A 16,571-nucleotide genomic window follows, 5' to 3' on the forward strand; every position below is an offset into this window, starting at 1 on the left:
TAAATATGCGTGTAAATATTACATTAGCTTGTACGGAGTGCGGTGATCGTAATTACATTTCTAAAAAAAATAAACGAAACAATCCAGAACGCATCGAATTAAAAAAATATTGTCCACGATTAAAGCGAGTAACGTTACATCGTGAAACGAAGTAGAAGACTAGAGATATCTCTAGTCTTTTTTTATAGTTCTTTGGTTTTGTTTGTTATAATTACCTTAAATTGTAATAAAGGGAGCGGTATGATGAATCAAAAAGATAAAGAAAGAAAAGAGCAAGTGGCTCATATTATTAATATTCCAGATGAATATAGTCTTGTTGTAGATGATCAAGAAGGGGGTGATGACCCGTATCATCTATTATGGTAGGAGCATAAAGAGGATCAGGAGAGAACGATACAAATTACATTGAATAGACATACTGGTAATTTAATTGAATTTAGGATAGATGATGAAAATCCTTTTTCAAGTGGCAAGGAAGCGATAGAGGAGAAGAAGGCAAGAGAGATTGCAAATGCGTTCTTGAAAAAATATACAAAAGAAGGATATGAATTCTATACATATGTAACGGTTAAGGACGACAGGCGCGGTTGGAAAGAAGTAAATTATATGCAAGAAGTGAATAGCTATCCATTGCCGAATACAGGGTGCGTTGTGCGAGTGCACTCTTCAGGTAATGTTGTGCATTTTCATTACAATGGACAAAAAGCTATAGAGAAAAAACCGTTATGGCCAAGTGAAATTGTTGAGGAGAATATCGTTTTAGAAAATTTGAAAGCTAGACAAGATATGAGACTTGTATTTATAGATTTAACATACTCTTCATGTGAGTATGAAAACGGGGAAGAAGTAAAAGGGTACCATCTTGTATATGAACCAGAGCCTAGTCATGCGTTTATTGATGCAAGTACAGGTAAAGATTTATTTGGACCAGATCATTATAAATTGCCTTCGGCTGTAGCTGTTGAAAAATCGAAAAAAGGTAACGAACGAGGTGAAGTATTCGAATTATTTGACTGGAATAAAGAAGGTTTTACAAAAGTAGATGAGACAGAAAATGATGATGAAATAAGGATGAAATTTGTTCCGAAAGAGGAATTACAAAAACAGAAAGAAGAAAAGAATCCATATTTAATGAATGAATTCTTTAAAAAGCATTTACCGATGTTGAAATATAATAATTTAGTTAGCGTTACAATTGATAAATTAACCAATGAATTAACTGGTTTTATAAAACTGACAGATGATAAAGAAGTAAAGCAAATACTGTCTAGAGAGGAATGTTTACAAAGAGCACTTCAATTTTTAGAACGAGTTATTCCAGATATCACACAATATCTGCGTCTTTGGGAGGAACGTGAAGAAGCAGAAGATGGGATTGAAAGATTTATCTTTTCTGTATATATAAATGATATTCCGGCAGAGTATAACCAATTTATGATTAACATCAATGCAGAAAATGGTGCTGTTATGCACTACTCGGGGGAGTCTAGCAACTTTATAAAAGAATTGCTCACATATGAAATAACACCAAAAGTAACTAAAGAAAAAGCGTTAGAAATATACAGAGAGGCTATCCGAGTTAAATTAGAATGGTTTTTAGATCATGATGCAGAGGAAACGAAATACAAACTACTTTACAAACAAACGACAGATGAAAAACATAAAGAACCTTTTAATTGTAGGCGGGAAATTCGTTATATTGATGCCCAAGCGGGGAGAAAGATTTGGAGTAAGTAAAATAAAAGAGTTATTTTTCAAAGAAAATAACTCTTTTTATTTTTATACTTTGCCTGTTCGTTTTTCAAAAGTAAATGTGATAGGAAGATTGGAATAAGAACTATCACTTTTAAATATTACTTTCCATTCTTTAGTATGGGCTTTAATTTCAAAATTAAGAAGATTCATCGCTCTACGTTTATCTATTTCTAAAAACATATTATGAATCTCTGGTTCTTGCTGTAAATTAAGAGCCTTTAGTGTGACTGTAAATGTGAAAAAATTCTGTCCTTCATATACTATTTTTGATATTTTTGTTTTTTGTTTATTTAACAGCACATAAAAACGGTCTGATGGAGTTAATTGTACAGAGTCATCAGTAATTTCATTTTCGCTATTATGAAGTTCAACTAAGTAAGATGTACTATGGGAAGAATCTTTTTTGCTTGTAATCTGTAATTCAGTAGGAATCATCGGTATTTCATAAAAATCATTTCTTATTATGTTGTTGTAATCCTCTGAAAATTTACGAACTTCTTTTGGGAAAGAGTCATCTTGTGTACTTAAAAAAGTTTTTTTTTGCTTTGGAATTTTTTTACTAAAATTTAATGTTTCTTTAAAGTAATAATTGGATCCAGTTAAAAATAAACAACTACAGATTAATAAAAAAATTCGATACGGATTTTGAAAGTGAAAGAATAATAGTATACATGTAATAATTCCAATTACATAGAAAATAAAGATAAGTAGTTCTAGTTTTGAGTGAAAGGAGAAACCATAGTTATGAAAAAATTTTATTCCAGTTATAATTTGAGCTCCAAAAAATAAAGAAATTCCAAATTGAAAAAATAATAAATCAGGCCCTCTTTTAATAACAAAAGTAATGAACGAAATGAAAAGTAAAAATACCCCTAAATAAATTGTTACATTTAATAATCGTTCTAATGTAATCATGAATAGTGTCCCCTTTAATAGCATATTCATATATAAATAACAATTTTATTTAATTATAATATAACAATAAAATATTTTAAATGTTAGAAGTGTTGAGTTTTATAAATAAACTGTACAGACACAAACAACCTCACGCCCACATACACATAATAAAGACCACTATTTTGGCGGAGGTGAAAGGTTTGAGTCTATTCGCCGCAATTGGATATATGGTTCGAGAAGTGTTTGTCTTTGTTTCTTATGTGAAGAACAATGCGTTCCCGCAGCCGTTATCATCAGATGATGAGAGAAAGTACTTAGAGTTAATGGAGCAAGGTGATGCTCAAGCGAGAAATCTTTTAATTGAACATAATTTACGGCTTGTAGCTCATATCGTTAAAAAATTTGAGAACACAGGAGAAGATGCAGAAGATTTAATTTCAATTGGTACAATCGGGCTCATTAAAGCGATCGAGAGCTATTCTGCAGGAAAGGGAACGAAGCTTGCGACGTATGCAGCACGCTGTATTGAAAATGAAATTTTGATGCATTTACGTGTACTAAAGAAAACGAAAAAAGATGTTTCACTTCATGATCCGATCGGGCAAGATAAAGAGGGTAATGAAATATCGCTTATTGATATATTAAAATCAGAGTCTGAAGATGTAATTGATATGATTCAGCTTAGTATGGAGTTAGAAAAAATTAAAGAGTATATCGATATTTTAGACGAAAGAGAAAAAGAAGTGATTGTGAAACGTTTTGGACTTGGGCTAGATAAGGAGAAAACACAGCGGGAAATCGCTAAGGCGCTTGGTATTTCTAGAAGCTACGTATCACGGATTGAAAAGCGTGCTTTAATGAAAATGTTCCACGAGTTTGTAAGGGCAGAGAAAGAGAAAAAAGCGAAAGAGTAAAGTGTATTAGAAGCAGCCATATTTAAAATGGGCTGCTTTTTTTATTGTAAATAAGAAAAGAAAACGCGTTATGCTAAGAAGAAATACACGTTCACTGTTGAAAATGACGGATTCTATCTGTAATATTAGAAGGTGCTAAATAATTTAAGAATAATACCATACTTAGTTTTCTGTATATATAATAAGGCTGCTTTATATGATATGTGGGAATAAGAACCAATTTTACATATGATATAGAAAGAAAAGAAGGGAAAACTAAAGTTATAGACTGATTAGGGGGTTTCGCAATTTGCGACGTACATTATATCGACTTATGATAGAACTTACAAATGGTCGCTTTACTTCTTATATATTACGTAAATTTGCACAATCTCGTTTGAGCTCTATCATTATTCCATCGTACGCGAAAGTTTTTCAAATTAATCAAGATGAGATGGAAAAGGGTTTGAAGGAATATAGAACATTGCATGAATTATTTACGCGTAAGCTAAAAGAAGGAAAGCGTAGTATTGATACAGATGCATCGAGTATCGTTAGTCCTGTTGATGGTGTTTTTGCAGATCATGGTCCTATTGAGGATACAAAAACATTTGATATTAAAGGAAAGCGCTATTCAATCGTGGATATGCTAGGTAATGAAGAACGTGCAACGCGATATGCAGGCGGTACATATATGGTAATTTATTTGAGTCCAAGTCATTATCATCGCATTCATAGTCCGCTTTCTGGTTCTGTGACTGAAAGATTTGTACTCGGTAGAAAATCATATCCGGTAAATGCAGCTGGTATGGAATACGGGAAAGAACCACTGTCAAAAAATTATCGTTCTGTTACAGAAGTAAGCAGTGATGGCGAGCATATGGCTCTTGTAAAAGTAGGTGCTATGTTTGTTAATAGTATTGAGCTTTTGCATGAGAGAGACACTGTTCAAAAAGGTGAAGAAATGGCATACTTTACATTTGGTTCAACAGTTGTGTTATTGTTTGAAAAAGATATGATAGAAGTAGTGCAGGAATTAAAGAGTGGACAAGAGCTTCGTCTTGGTGAAAAAATAGCTACTCGCTTAGCTCATAAATAAAGAAAAGCTTTTATAACCGTAAGTAAGAGTTATGGGCAAAGATACTTAATGATGAAATCCCCTAGATGGGAGTACTTGTTTATTCGAGAGCCATCGTAGGATGGCTCTTTTTACAGGGCATCTAATAATTTATCCTTTAACTGTTTGATTGGTAAGGGCTGATTAAACTTTCACTTTATATGTAATCAAGATGATTTGACAAGCTTGTCCTCTAATGAGCGTCTAATGATTTCTTGTTTTATAAGTAAAATGAAGTCGGGATTTAATTTTAGTTCTTTTGCTTTATAATAAGACTCAGTGAGTAACTCAGTGGATAACTGTTCCATATGTTTTGTTTTCAAGGTGAGTCACCTCCTAATAATATAAGGATTGATTCGTTGATGCATTTAATGTACCAAAAAAATATGACAGTCACAAACGAGTGGTTATCCACATACCTAGGTGGATAAAGTGTGTATAGTTTGTTAGTAAATTCCAAATTAACTGCAAAATCAATGTGGAAAATGTGTACAATTTTATCCACAGGTTATATATCGAAAAATGTTGTCGAAAAATTTTATGAAAAATCCTCAAAGAGGTGAAAGAAATTGAAACTATTTTTACCAAATGAATATGTGAAAAATGTATATCATGTTCAACCAGAAGATTTAAAAAAACGTGGGATTAAAGGCGTTATTACTGACTTAGATAACACTTTAATTGAATGGGATCGTCCCAATGCAACGCCGCAACTTGAAAAATGGTTCTTGGAAATGAAAGAGCAAGGCATTCAAGTAACGGTCGTTTCAAATAATAATGAGCAACGTGTGAAAGATTTTGCTGATCCATTAGGTATTCCATTTATTCATAGTGCACGTAAACCATTTGTTCGCGCATTTAAGCGTGCGATACAAGAGATGCGTTTGCAGCCAGATGAAGTTGTAGTAATTGGAGATCAGTTACTGACTGACGTGCTTGGTGGAAACCGAGTAGGCCTTCATACAATTTTAGTTGTACCGGTAGCACAAACGGACGGATTAGTAACGCGCTTTAATCGAAAAATTGAACGAAGAATTATGAAAAATATGAAGAAAAAAGGTTTAATTAACTGGGAGGAATAAAGTTTGACTGAAACAATTAAATGTATTGGTTGCGGTGTAGAAATTCAAACAGAAAATAAAAATGAAGTGGGGTATGCTCCTGCCTCATCTTTAGAGAAAGAACAAGTCATTTGTCAACGTTGTTTTCGCTTGAAGCATTACAATGAAATTCAAGATGTATCGTTAACAGATGATGACTTCCTACGCATTTTAAATGGAATTGGAAAATCAGATGCATTAGTAGTCAAAATTGTAGATATTTTTGATTTTAATGGTAGCTGGTTACCTGGCTTACATCGTTTCGTAGGGAATAATAAAGTATTACTTGTTGGAAATAAAGCTGATTTAATTCCAAAGTCAGTAAAACATGATAAAGTAAAACATTGGATGCGCTATAGTGCAAAGCAGCTAGGATTAAAACCAGAAGATGTCTTTTTAATTAGTGCAGCGAAGGGACAAGGAATTGCTGAACTAGCAGATGCTATTGAGTATTATCGCGGCGGCAAAGATGTTTATGTTGTTGGATGTACGAATGTAGGAAAATCGACATTTATTAATCGTATGATTAAAGAATTTAGTGATGAGACTGAAAATGTAATTACAACATCTCATTTCCCAGGAACAACACTGGATTTAATTGATATTCCATTGGACGAAGAGTCTTCTTTATATGATACGCCAGGTATTATTAACCACCACCAAATGGCTCATTATGTTGGAAAGCAAAGCTTAAAGCTTATTACACCAACAAAAGAAATTAAGCCGATGGTATTCCAATTAAATGAAGAACAAACGTTATTCTTTAGTGGATTGGCACGTTTTGATTATGTAAGTGGTGGTCGTCGTGCATTTACTTGTCACTTCTCGAATCGCTTAACAATCCATCGTACAAAGCTTGAGAAAGCAGATGAATTATATAAAAATCATGCCGGGGATTTATTAAGCCCACCAACGCCAGAAGAATTAGCAAATATGCCTGAGCTAGTGAAATACGAATTTAATATTCGTGAACCTAAAACGGATGTTGTATTCTCTGGATTAGGATGGGTTACTGTGAACGAACCAGGAGCAAAAATTGTTGCACACGTACCAAAAGGAGTAAGTGTTTCACTACGTAAATCTTTAATTTAATATGGAGAGGGATTTATGAAACAATTATATGGTGTAATCGGAAATCCAATTGGACATTCATTATCACCCGTTATGCATAACGATGCATTTGAACACTTGAATATGGATGCCCATTATCATGCGTTCCTTGTTGAAGAGGAATTGCTAGGGGAAGCAGTAAGAGGTTTAAAAGCATTAGGTATTTCAGGATTTAATGTAACAACTCCGCACAAGGTTGCTATTATGGAGTATTTGGATGAGATTGACCCATTGGCAAGGAAAATCGGTGCAGTAAATACAGTGGTTCATAAGGATGGAAGATTAATTGGCTATAACACAGACGGGATTGGTTTTGTTCGAGCGCTGCAGTCAATTAGTAATGAACCACTTCAAGGGAAACGTATTTTGTTACTTGGTTCAGGTGGTGCTAGCCGAGCTATTTATTTTTCTCTTGCTGATGTAGGTGTAAAAGAGATTGATGTAGCCAATCGTACAGTAGATAAGGCGAAGGAACTTATTGCTGCACGTACGGCCGATGTTAATTCTGTTGCTTTGTCGTTAGAAAAAGCGACAGAAGAACAAGGAAATTATGATATTATCATTCAGACGACAACGATAGGTATGCATCCGCACGTAGAATATACGCCATTACAAATTTGTTCGTTAAAAAAAGGAACGATTGTATCAGATATAATTTATAATCCATTTGAAACGAAAATTTTATGTGAGGCAAAAGAGCAAGGTGCAATCATTCAAAATGGTATTGATATGTTTGTTTATCAAGGAGCACTTGCATTTGAAATGTGGACAGGACGCACCCCAAATATCGAGAGAATGAAACAATTAGTTATAGAAAAGCTTGGAGGCTAACATATATGTTAACAGGAAAACAAAAAAGATTTTTACGTGCACAAGCACATCATTTAACACCAATTTTTCAAGTAGGAAAAGGCGGAGTAAATGAAAATATGATTAAACAAATTGCAGATACTTTAGAAGCTCGTGAGTTATTTAAAGTAAGTGTATTACAAAACTGTGAATTTGATCGCCGTGAGGTTGCGGAAGAACTTGCAAAAGGTGCACGTGCTGAAATCGTTCAAGTAATTGGAAGCACAATCGTTTTATACAAAGAATCAAGAGAAAATAAACAAATTAAGCTTCCTCGATAAAAAGATTAGCATGCGCTATTTTTATCGCTGATGCGTAATGATGTAGAGAGCGAAACCAATTGAACTTTTATTAATAGCAACTCTCTTCATTCCTAACCGAGGAGAGTTGCTGTATATAAAAGGAAGGGGCGTTTCTTTTGAGGAAAATTGGCATCATTGGCGGTACATTTGATCCGCCTCACTATGGACATTTGCTAATTGCAAATGAAGTATATCACGCTTTGAACTTGGAAGAAGTATGGTTCTTGCCAAACCAGATTCCGCCACATAAACAAGGCCGGAATATTACAAGTGTAGAAAGTCGTTTACATATGTTAGAGCTCGCGACTGAGGCAGAAGAACACTTTTCTATTTGTTTAGAAGAGCTAAGTAGGAAGGGCCCATCTTATACGTATGACACTATGTTACAATTGACGAAGAAGTATCCGGATGTGCAGTTTCACTTTATTATTGGTGGGGATATGGTTGAATATTTACCGAAGTGGTATAACATTGAAGCTTTACTTAATCTTGTAACGTTTGTTGGAGTTGCAAGACCTGGGTATACATTGCATACACCATATAAGATTACTACAGTGGAAATTCCGGAATTTGCAGTTTCTTCATCCTTATTACGTGAGAGATATAAAGAGAAGAAAACGTGTAAATATTTACTTCCTGAAAAAGTACAGGTATATATCGAGAGGAATGGGTTGTATGAATCGTGAGAATGCACTGCATATTGTCAAACAACAAATGCATGAAAAACGTTATATACACACAATTGGTGTAATGGAGACAGCGATTGAGCTTGCTAAGTTATACGGTGTGGACGAGAAAAAAGCAGAGATGGCAGCTATATTCCATGATTATGCGAAATGTAGAGCAATTTCAGAAATGGAAGAGATTATTAAACGTGAAGATTTGCCGAAAGATTTACTTTGCTATAACAAAGAGTTATGGCATGCACCTGTTGGGGCATACTTAGTAGAAAAAGAAGTAGGCATTACGGATTCTGAAATTTTGCAAGCTATTACATATCATACAAGTGGTCATGAGAATATGACGATGTTAGATAAAGTGATTTATGTAGCTGATTACATTGAACCTGGGCGAAAGTTTCCAGGAGTGGAAGAGGCTCGTAAACTCGCATATACGGATATAAATCAAGCCCTATTATTTGCGTTAAAGAGAACAATTCAATTTTTAATGGAAAAAGATCAGACGATTTATCCATTAACATTCCAAACATACAATGCAGTTATCAAGGAGGAAATGAGTAAATGAACGATAAAGAATTATTAGTATTAGCGGCAAAAGCAGCTGATGATAAGAGAGCAGAAGATATGGTTGTCCTAAATATGCAAGGTATTTCACCAATTGCAGATTATTTCATTATTTGTCACGGAAATTCAGATAAACAAGTGCAAGCAATTGCACGTGAAATTAAATCAAAAGCACATGAGTTCCAAATCGACGTACAACGTATGGAAGGGTTTGACGAAGCACGTTGGGTATTAGTTGATCTTGGAGATGTAGTTGCTCATGTATTCCATAAAGATGAGCGTAATCACTATAATTTAGAGCGTCTATGGGGTGATGTGCCACGTGAAGATATTACAGAAGAGTTAGGCCAATGAAATACGAACAATTTGCATTGTTGTACGACGAACTAATGAATGATGTCCCTTATGATAAATGGGTGGAATTTACAGAGGGAAGTTTACAGCAGGCAGGTATGAAAGAGGCAAAAATTCTTGATGTAGCATGCGGTACAGGTAATGTAACCCTGCCGCTTGTGCAAAAGGGTTACGATTTAATAGGTGTCGATCTTTCAGAAGAAATGTTAACAGTCGCTCAGCAAAAACTAGGCGGAGAAGGGCATTTTATTCCTTTTTACCAACAAGATATGCGCGAGCTTGATGTTCCGGGTGAGTTTGACTGTGTAACGATTTTTTGTGATTCATTAAATTATGTATTGCAAGAAGATGGAGTACAAGAAACATTTAGAAGAGTATTTCACCATTTACGTCAAGATGGTTTGTTTTTATTTGATGTACACTCTTTATATAAAATACATCATGTATTTCAAAATGAAACGTATACAGTGAATGGAGAAGAAATATCTCTTATTTGGAATTGCTTCCCTGGTGAAGAATCAAATAGTGTAGAGCATGATTTAACATTCTTTGTTCAAGATCCAGAAGAAGATGTGTACCATCGGTTTGACGAATGTCACGTGCAACGTGCATATCAAGTGGAAGAGTTAACGAAATGGCTTGAAGAAGCAGGTTTTACAGTGCTTCGTGTAACAGGTGATTTTGAGCGACTTGAAGTTACAGAACAAACAGAGCGTATTTTCTTCATGGCGAAGAAAAACGGATAAAAACAAAAGCAACCGAGAAGGTTGCTTTTGTTTTATAAAGAAGATGTATTTTTAGTTCTAGCATAATCTAAAGATCGTATGCGTAAAGTGTGGGAATAGTAGTTGAAGTGAAAATGTATTGTAAAAAAGTAAGTATTTATAAAAAGGATTTGGAATGAAAATGACGTATTTATTATGTGTGTTTATTGAATTGCTGATCAACGCATTCTAAATCTTCATCAAATTTTTCATGTGTTCGCTCGATTAACTTATGGAACATATCTCCAACGTGTTCTTCTAAAACCCGAATGCCTTCCCCAGTAACGCCGCCTTTCACGCAAACCTTTTCTTGTAAGGTAGGTAATGTGAAGATTTCTTTTTCAAGTAATTTCCCCATCCCCACGACCATTTCACTTACTAAAGTAGTAGCCTCTTCGTGTGTAATATTTGTTTTATCTACAGCAGCGTTAATGAAGCATTGTAGTAAATAACTAAAGAAAGCAGGACCGCAACTTGCTATATCAGATGAAACGCGCGTTATATCTTCTTTTATTACAAGAGGTGTAGAAATGTTTTTGAATAGACGAAGTAGTTTTTGTTGCCATTCTTCAGAGCAATTATCTCCAAATGTAAATAGTGAGGCGCCAGAGAGAGCGCGATTTGTGATACTTGGAATGATACGCGCGACGTGGCAAGGTACGAGAGTCTCTAATTGTGATGGAGATATTGGACTTGTAATAGAAACTAAGCACGTTTCATCAGAAAAATGTTCAGCGTATTTTTTTAGGATAGGGTATATATCTATCGGCTTAACACAAATAAAAATAAGTTGTGATTGTTCGATTACTTCCGGGATTGTTTTTGCTATCTGAACAGAAGGGTATTTTTCTTTTATATGATATGCTTTTGCGGGCGTCCGATTAATGATTGTAAGGCAAGAAGGTTTGACAGCACGGGTTTCTAAAAATGCATCGATTAGTATATTTCCCATGTTTCCTGTCCCTATAATTCCTATGTTCAAAGTTTCATCCCTCCTTCGTAACAGCTTTCTCCTAAACAATATGAATGATGTTATAAATTTATGATTAGAGGTGTAAAATGATGTGGGATTTTCCGAAAAAGTGGTTAGGTTTAGTAGCTATTATTGGAACTTTACTTTTTCTTGTTTTTTGGAAAACGAATCAGAATGTAGAACGAACGCCTATTACAATGAATGTACAAGAGAAGGAGATAGAAAAAAAGGGTAAACCGAAAATATCGGATACAAAGGAACAGAAAAGAACAATTATAATTGATGTGAAAGGAGCGGTTAGTAAAGAAGGGGTATATGAAATGAAGGAAGGAGATCGCGTAAAGGATGCGGTTCAAAAGGCTGGTGGTTTTTTATCAGAAGTAGATATGAAAAAAGTAAATTTAGCACAAATTGTACAAGATCAAATGCTTCTTTATATACCGAGTAAAAATGAGTCAGAACAAGGGGTGCTTACTTCTTCTAAGGAAGATGGCAAGATTCGAATAAATACAGCGGCGAAAGAACAACTAGAAAAAATTACAGGGATTGGCTCTCGAAAGGCAGAAAGTATTTTGAAATATCGAGAAGAACATGGTCCGTTTCAGAAAATAGAAGATTTATTAGAGATTGATGGGATTGGTGCGAAGTCTCTTGAAAAGATAAAAGGTCAAATTATTATTCCGTAAAAGATTGACGAAGTTTTTCTTCTTTCGCTACACTACAAGTAGACAAAAAAGTAGGTGAAAAATATGGAACGAATTTCATGGGATCAATATTTTATGACGCAAAGCCATCTACTATCTTTGCGTAGTACATGTACAAGGCTTGCGGTAGGAGCGACAATCGTTCGCGATAAACGAATTATTGCTGGTGGGTATAATGGTTCAATTAAAGGTGGCGTACATTGTATAGATGATGGTTGTTACGTAATCGATAATCATTGTGTTCGGACAATTCATGCCGAAATGAATGCTTTATTACAATGTGCCAAGTTTGGTGCGAAAACAGAGGAAGCAGAAATTTACGTTACGCATTTCCCTTGTTTACAATGTTGTAAGGCAATTATTCAAAGTGGTATTACAGCGGTTTATTATGCGCAGGATTATAAAAATCATCCATACGCCATAGAGTTATTTGAACAAGCGAACGTAACAGTGAAGCACGTTCCGCTAGAATATGATATTGCTGCATTAGAGGAGCAAAAACGTTATACAGAGTTGAAAGAATTATTTGCGTCTTTAGAAAAAGATAATTTATCAATGGAAGAATTACAGCATGTATTCACGAAAGCAAAAATGATGCTATAAGGAGTGAGTATAAGTTGCAGGAACAATGGGGGTATGTTGCAATCTCATTTATAATAGGGGTTGCAATTGCCTTTTCCTCGTCACTTTTATTGATAGTTTTTTGCCTCTTTTTAAATGTTTTCTTCTGTTTATATCGCACTTCGCGTAAAACCTTCATTTTTTGTATTGTAGCGTGCTTTAATAGCGCCATATACACTTCCTATGTTCAAACGTGGAATAAGCCTCTAGGGGAGTCCTATGGAGTTACAAGAGGGGTTATACAAAATGCACCGCTTGTTAATGGGGATCGCCTATCTTTTCAATTTGAAGATCAGAATAAAAATATAGTGCAGTTAAGTTATAGAATCAAATCAGTCTTGGAAAAGAAAAAAATGCAACAATTATACGCAGGGATATCATGTGTATTCGAGGGTGAGAGGAAAGAACCGGAAACAGCTCGGAATTTTCATGGTTTTAATTACCGTGATTATTTATACAAACAACATATTCATTTCACATTTGAGGCTACATATATTTCTGAATGCTATAAAACATCACTGTCGCTCACGCAATGGATTCTTCTTTTGAGGCAACAAGTAATCTCGAAAGTTACAGAAATGTTTCCAGAGCAATCAGGTGCTTTTATGAATGCATTACTATTTGGTGATAGACAACAAATGACGTTTGAAGTGGAAGAGCAATATCAACAATTTGGTCTTGTACATTTGTTAGCAATTTCAGGTTCGCACATTGTACTGTTAATGGTGATAGTATATTTTATTTTGCTAAGAAGCGGTGTGACAAGGGAGGTAGCAACAATTTGCCTTATCGTTTGTATTCCTTTGTATATGGTTTTAGCAGGGGCGTCACCCTCTGTTATAAGAGCTTCTATAACAGGAGTTTTGATGTTAATTGCTTTTATGTGCTCGATTCGTTTATCTAGTTTAGATGCTTTAAGTGTAACAGCTATATGCATGCTTATATATGACCCTTATCTTGTTTTTAATATTGGATTTCAGTTTTCTTTTGTAGGTAGCTTCGCTTTACTTTTGTCTGCTCCGTTATTGTTAGAGAGTAGCAACGGAGTAATCCGAAATTCTATTTATATTTCTATCATTTCACAGCTCGTTAGTACTCCGATTTTGTTATACCACTTTGGTTATTTTTCTCCATATAGCATTCTCCTCAATCTCTTATACGTTCCGTTTTTATCTATCATTGTATTACCATGTAGCATTATTATTTTACTGTGTATGCCAATTGTCCCGTTTCTCGCAAAAGGATTTGCCGATGTATTATCAATAGGCTTGAGTATGTCTAATGATTTTCTAAGTTATTGTGAAAGTTTACCATTTACCCAGCTTATCTTCGGGGAAACGCCCTTCAATCTTGTAGCTGTATATTGCGCCAGTATTGTCAGCATATTGATGGTTTGGGAACGGAGAGCGCCGAAAAAAATAGTTTGTATAGTTGCGAGTGTATTTCTTTTTATTAGCACATGTCATTATATATATCCATATTTTAGAGGCGGCGGAAGTGTAACATTTATTGATGTTGGACAAGGTGATGCAATATTAATTCGCCTTCCGTATGATAAAGGGATTTATCTTATTGATACAGGTGGAACGCTTCGTGTGAATAAGGAAGAATGGCAACAAAAAAAGCATGAATTTTCTGTTGGAAAGGATGTTTTAATACCCTTTTTACAAAAAGAAGGTATTAAAACAATTGATAAATTAATCGTAACGCATGGAGATGCAGATCATATAGGTGCTGCGCAAGAATTATTATCATATATACCTGTAAAAGAAGTGGTATTTGGCCGAAAGGGAAAAGATGCAGTATTAGAAAAAGTAGTAAAGAAACAGGCATTAGAAAAGGAAATGAAAATAACTGAAGTGGGGGAAGGGGAGAGTTGGAGTGTAAATGAAGCGGAATTTTTCGTTTTAGCTCCAAAAGGAAAAGAAAAAAGCGAAAATAACGCTTCAATTGTAATATGGGCAAAATTTGGAGGGTTGAAGTGGCTATTTACAGGCGATTTGGAAGAAGAAGGGGAAAAGATTTTAGTAGAGGCATATCCAGATTTACAAGTGGATGTTTTAAAAGTTGCTCATCATGGGAGTAATACGTCATCTATAGAGCCTTTTTTGAACGTCATACAGCCTCGTGTAGCGATTATATCTGTTGGTAAGCAGAATAGGTATGGACACCCGCATAAAGAAGTGATAGAGCGTTTTGAGAAGACGGGGAGTGCGATATGGCGCACGGACAAGCAAGGTGCTATTTCCTATGTTTTTAAAGGGGGAAATGGAACCTTTAAAAGTAAAATCACATATGATAAAACACATAATAGATGAAAAAGAGAAGACTGCCATGAAGTGGCAGTCTTTAAGAACCGATAAATTTAATAACAGTTGCAATGATGAAAAGTGTTGCGAAAAAACCAAATGAGACGATAAATCCTACCCCTGAATCAATAGCGTCATTGCGTTTACTTTGAACGTTTTGTTCAAAATCATTCATTTAGAATCCCTCCCCAACATTCCACTTTAGTATAAAATATTGTCAGAAAAAAATCTACAATTTCCATATGAAGAGAAAACGAGCTTTTTTGTTACTTGTAAATCATGAAGTAATGTGAGTTTTTCGTTTCCAAGCATGTTAACAGTTGGCACTTATACTCAAATTTTTATTGCGAATAATAAAGGGAAGGTGATTACCGCACACCAATAAGAAACCCGGGGCTTATTGCGTGGCGTTAAATATAAATAAAGGGACGGGTTATAAAGCCTGTTCCTTTGTACTTGTAAAACAAAAGCTAGGGCATTAGTATAAATATATATTGCCAAGTTAGGGAGTAGGAAAAAGTATGAGTGATATACATAAAAAAATTAAAAAGAAACAGTTTGCTCCGTTATATTTAATATATGGAACGGAAGCTTTTTTTATAAATGAAACGATAAAGCTTATTACGACAGAAGCACTTGAAGAAGAAGATCGAGAGTTTAATGTTGTGACATACGATTTAGAAGAAGCGTATTTAGAAGATGTGGTTGAGGATGCGCGTACGCTTCCTTTCTTCGGAGAACGGAAAGTACTGTTAATAAAATCACCGCTATTTTTGACTTCGCAAAAAGAAAAGTTAGAGCAAAATATAAAAATTTTAGAAGAATACATTGGTGAACCTTCTCCATTTTCTATTCTTGTTTTTGTTGCGCCTTACGAAAAACTTGATGAGCGAAAAAAAATTACAAAACTATTAAAGAAAACAGCAGATGTAGTAGAAGCGAATGCGATGCAAGTACAGGATGTTCAGAAGTGGATTGTTGCTCGTGCAGATGAAGTGCATGTGCATATTGATAACGCGGCTGTTAGTTTGTTGCTAGAGCTTGTGGGAAGTAATGTAACGATGTTGGCGAAGGAAATGGACAAGTTAACGTTATACGTTGGTATGGGCGGAGAGATTACGACGAAACTTGTTGCAGAGCTTGTGCCAAAATCAGTTGAGCAAAATGTATTTGCTTTGACAGAAAAAGTGGTGAAAAAAGATATTGCAGGTGCAATGCAAATTTTGGATGGATTATTTACGCAGCAGGAAGAGCCGATTAAATTGCTTGCGTTATTAGTGAGTCAATTCCGCTTGTTGTATCAAGTGAAAGAGCTACAGCAACGTGGTTATGGACAAAATCAAATTGCGTCTCATATTGGTGTACATCCGTATCGTGTAAAGTTAGCAATGAATCAAACGAAGTTTTTCTCTTTTGAAGAATTAAAAAAAGTGATTATAGAATTAGCGGAAGCTGATTATAGTATGAAGACGGGAAAGATGGATAAGAAGCTTGTGCTCGAATTTTTCTTAATGCGATTAAATCATATGTGATGACACAAAAAAGTTCATGCACTTAGTGCATGAACTTTTTTGTATAT

General features: G+C 34.8%; 19 protein-coding genes and 1 pseudogene. 16 read left to right on the forward strand and 4 right to left on the reverse strand.

What is annotated here, in order from left to right; all coding sequences use genetic code 11:
- The first annotated feature begins 5 nt into the window (after positions 1-5).
- A complete protein-coding gene (gene rpmG / locus QCI79_RS20350) occupies positions 6-155 on the forward strand; it encodes a 50S ribosomal protein L33 (RefSeq protein WP_001265617.1) in 150 nt (49 codons plus the stop codon).
- An 88-nt stretch (positions 156-243) separates the two neighbouring features.
- Positions 244-1,737 (forward strand): annotated as a pseudogene (locus QCI79_RS20355) (YcdB/YcdC domain-containing protein).
- A 42-nt stretch (positions 1,738-1,779) separates the two neighbouring features.
- Here QCI79_RS20355 and QCI79_RS20360 read toward each other — a convergent pair.
- Positions 1,780-2,700, reverse strand: coding sequence for a hypothetical protein (locus QCI79_RS20360; RefSeq protein WP_080346179.1), 921 nt, complete (start codon positions 2,698-2,700; stop codon positions 1,780-1,782).
- A gap of 152 nt (positions 2,701-2,852) precedes the next feature.
- Between QCI79_RS20360 and sigK the strand changes: the two genes are divergently transcribed.
- Positions 2,853-3,566, forward strand: coding sequence for an RNA polymerase sporulation sigma factor SigK (sigK, locus tag QCI79_RS20365; protein ID WP_000051382.1), 714 nt, complete (start codon positions 2,853-2,855; stop codon positions 3,564-3,566).
- Positions 3,567-3,855: 289 nt separating this feature from the next.
- Positions 3,856-4,644 (forward strand): phosphatidylserine decarboxylase, encoded by a 789-nt coding sequence (locus tag QCI79_RS20370; RefSeq protein WP_001255000.1) that lies wholly within the window; start codon positions 3,856-3,858, stop codon positions 4,642-4,644.
- Positions 4,645-4,829: 185 nt separating this feature from the next.
- Here QCI79_RS20370 and sda read toward each other — a convergent pair whose 3' ends face one another.
- Positions 4,830-4,985, reverse strand: coding sequence for a sporulation histidine kinase inhibitor Sda (sda, locus tag QCI79_RS20375; RefSeq protein WP_000850094.1), 156 nt, complete (start codon positions 4,983-4,985; stop codon positions 4,830-4,832).
- A 246-nt stretch (positions 4,986-5,231) separates the two neighbouring features.
- On the opposite strand from sda, the gene QCI79_RS20380 reads away from it, so the two are divergent.
- From QCI79_RS20380 to QCI79_RS20415, 8 genes are all read left to right on the forward strand, one after another.
- A complete protein-coding gene (locus QCI79_RS20380) occupies positions 5,232-5,744 on the forward strand; it encodes a YqeG family HAD IIIA-type phosphatase (RefSeq protein ID WP_000765314.1) in 513 nt (170 codons plus the stop codon).
- A 3-nt stretch (positions 5,745-5,747) separates the two neighbouring features.
- Positions 5,748-6,854, forward strand: a complete 1,107-nt coding sequence (yqeH, locus tag QCI79_RS20385; RefSeq protein ID WP_000140799.1) for a ribosome biogenesis GTPase YqeH — start codon at positions 5,748-5,750, stop codon at positions 6,852-6,854.
- A gap of 15 nt (positions 6,855-6,869) precedes the next feature.
- Positions 6,870-7,703, forward strand: a complete 834-nt coding sequence (gene aroE, locus QCI79_RS20390; RefSeq protein WP_000812077.1) for a shikimate dehydrogenase — start codon at positions 6,870-6,872, stop codon at positions 7,701-7,703.
- A 5-nt stretch (positions 7,704-7,708) separates the two neighbouring features.
- Entirely contained in the window at positions 7,709-8,002 is a 294-nt protein-coding gene (gene yhbY / locus QCI79_RS20395; protein ID WP_000955224.1) for a ribosome assembly RNA-binding protein YhbY, read from the forward strand.
- Positions 8,003-8,139: 137 nt separating this feature from the next.
- Positions 8,140-8,709, forward strand: coding sequence for a nicotinate-nucleotide adenylyltransferase (gene nadD / locus QCI79_RS20400; protein ID WP_001226048.1), 570 nt, complete (start codon positions 8,140-8,142; stop codon positions 8,707-8,709).
- Complete coding sequence (yqeK, locus tag QCI79_RS20405; RefSeq protein WP_001078477.1) at positions 8,699-9,268, forward strand: bis(5'-nucleosyl)-tetraphosphatase (symmetrical) YqeK; 570 nt, start codon at positions 8,699-8,701, stop codon at positions 9,266-9,268. The genes nadD and yqeK overlap by 11 nt, the downstream gene beginning before the upstream one ends.
- Positions 9,265-9,621, forward strand: coding sequence for a ribosome silencing factor (gene rsfS, locus QCI79_RS20410; protein ID WP_000998193.1), 357 nt, complete (start codon positions 9,265-9,267; stop codon positions 9,619-9,621). The genes yqeK and rsfS overlap by 4 nt, the downstream gene beginning before the upstream one ends.
- Entirely contained in the window at positions 9,618-10,367 is a 750-nt protein-coding gene (locus tag QCI79_RS20415) for a class I SAM-dependent methyltransferase (protein ID WP_000873080.1), read from the forward strand. Before rsfS ends, QCI79_RS20415 begins: the two co-directional genes overlap by 4 nt.
- 172 nt (positions 10,368-10,539) lie before the next feature.
- On the opposite strand, the gene comER is transcribed toward QCI79_RS20415, so the two are convergent.
- On the reverse strand, positions 10,540-11,367 hold the full coding sequence (gene comER / locus QCI79_RS20420; protein ID WP_001020560.1) for a late competence protein ComER: 828 nt from the start codon (positions 11,365-11,367) through the stop codon (positions 10,540-10,542).
- Between the two features lie 77 nt (positions 11,368-11,444).
- On the opposite strand from comER, the gene QCI79_RS20425 reads away from it, so the two are divergent.
- The 3 genes from QCI79_RS20425 (at position 11,445) to QCI79_RS20435 (ending at position 15,001) form a co-directional block, all read left to right on the forward strand.
- The gene (locus QCI79_RS20425; RefSeq protein ID WP_000989929.1) at positions 11,445-12,044 is read left to right on the forward strand and encodes a helix-hairpin-helix domain-containing protein; all 600 of its coding nucleotides are present in this window, start codon (positions 11,445-11,447) and stop codon (positions 12,042-12,044) included.
- A 63-nt stretch (positions 12,045-12,107) separates the two neighbouring features.
- Complete coding sequence (locus QCI79_RS20430; RefSeq protein WP_000439773.1) at positions 12,108-12,665, forward strand: ComE operon protein 2; 558 nt, start codon at positions 12,108-12,110, stop codon at positions 12,663-12,665.
- Between the two features lie 14 nt (positions 12,666-12,679).
- A complete protein-coding gene (locus QCI79_RS20435; RefSeq protein WP_021728415.1) occupies positions 12,680-15,001 on the forward strand; it encodes a DNA internalization-related competence protein ComEC/Rec2 in 2,322 nt (773 codons plus the stop codon).
- Positions 15,002-15,032: 31 nt separating this feature from the next.
- Here the strand turns inward: QCI79_RS20435 and QCI79_RS20440 are convergent, their stop codons facing one another.
- Complete coding sequence (locus tag QCI79_RS20440; protein ID WP_000997609.1) at positions 15,033-15,167, reverse strand: YqzM family protein; 135 nt, start codon at positions 15,165-15,167, stop codon at positions 15,033-15,035.
- Positions 15,168-15,513: 346 nt separating this feature from the next.
- Between QCI79_RS20440 and holA the strand changes: the two genes are divergently transcribed.
- Positions 15,514-16,524: a DNA polymerase III subunit delta gene (gene holA / locus QCI79_RS20445; RefSeq protein ID WP_001279908.1), complete on the forward strand. Its 1,011-nt coding sequence runs from the start codon at positions 15,514-15,516 to the stop codon at positions 16,522-16,524.
- Positions 16,525-16,571: the final 47 nt, after the last annotated feature.

The sequence above is a fragment of the Bacillus cereus group sp. MG1 genome, from assembly GCF_040460035.1.
GTDB lineage: Bacteria > Bacillota > Bacilli > Bacillales > Bacillaceae_G > Bacillus_A > Bacillus_A cereus.

Bases quoted from the DNA above. Each gene is read 5' to 3' on its own strand.
- rpmG (WP_001265617.1), top strand. From the start codon at position 6: ATGCGTGTAAATATTACATTAGCTTGTACGGAGTGCGGTGATCGTAAT.
- QCI79_RS20360 (WP_080346179.1), bottom strand. From the start codon at position 2,700: ATGAATATGCTATTAAAGGGGACACTATTCATGATTACATTAGAACGA.
- aroE (WP_000812077.1), top strand. From the start codon at position 6,870: ATGAAACAATTATATGGTGTAATCGGAAATCCAATTGGACATTCATTA.
- yhbY (WP_000955224.1), top strand. From the start codon at position 7,709: ATGTTAACAGGAAAACAAAAAAGATTTTTACGTGCACAAGCACATCAT.
- yqeK (WP_001078477.1), top strand. From the start codon at position 8,699: ATGAATCGTGAGAATGCACTGCATATTGTCAAACAACAAATGCATGAA.
- rsfS (WP_000998193.1), top strand. From the start codon at position 9,265: ATGAACGATAAAGAATTATTAGTATTAGCGGCAAAAGCAGCTGATGAT.
- QCI79_RS20415 (WP_000873080.1), top strand. From the start codon at position 9,618: ATGAAATACGAACAATTTGCATTGTTGTACGACGAACTAATGAATGAT.
- QCI79_RS20425 (WP_000989929.1), top strand. From the start codon at position 11,445: ATGATGTGGGATTTTCCGAAAAAGTGGTTAGGTTTAGTAGCTATTATT.
- QCI79_RS20430 (WP_000439773.1), top strand. From the start codon at position 12,108: ATGGAACGAATTTCATGGGATCAATATTTTATGACGCAAAGCCATCTA.
- QCI79_RS20440 (WP_000997609.1), bottom strand. From the start codon at position 15,167: ATGAATGATTTTGAACAAAACGTTCAAAGTAAACGCAATGACGCTATT.
- holA (WP_001279908.1), top strand. From the start codon at position 15,514: ATGAGTGATATACATAAAAAAATTAAAAAGAAACAGTTTGCTCCGTTA.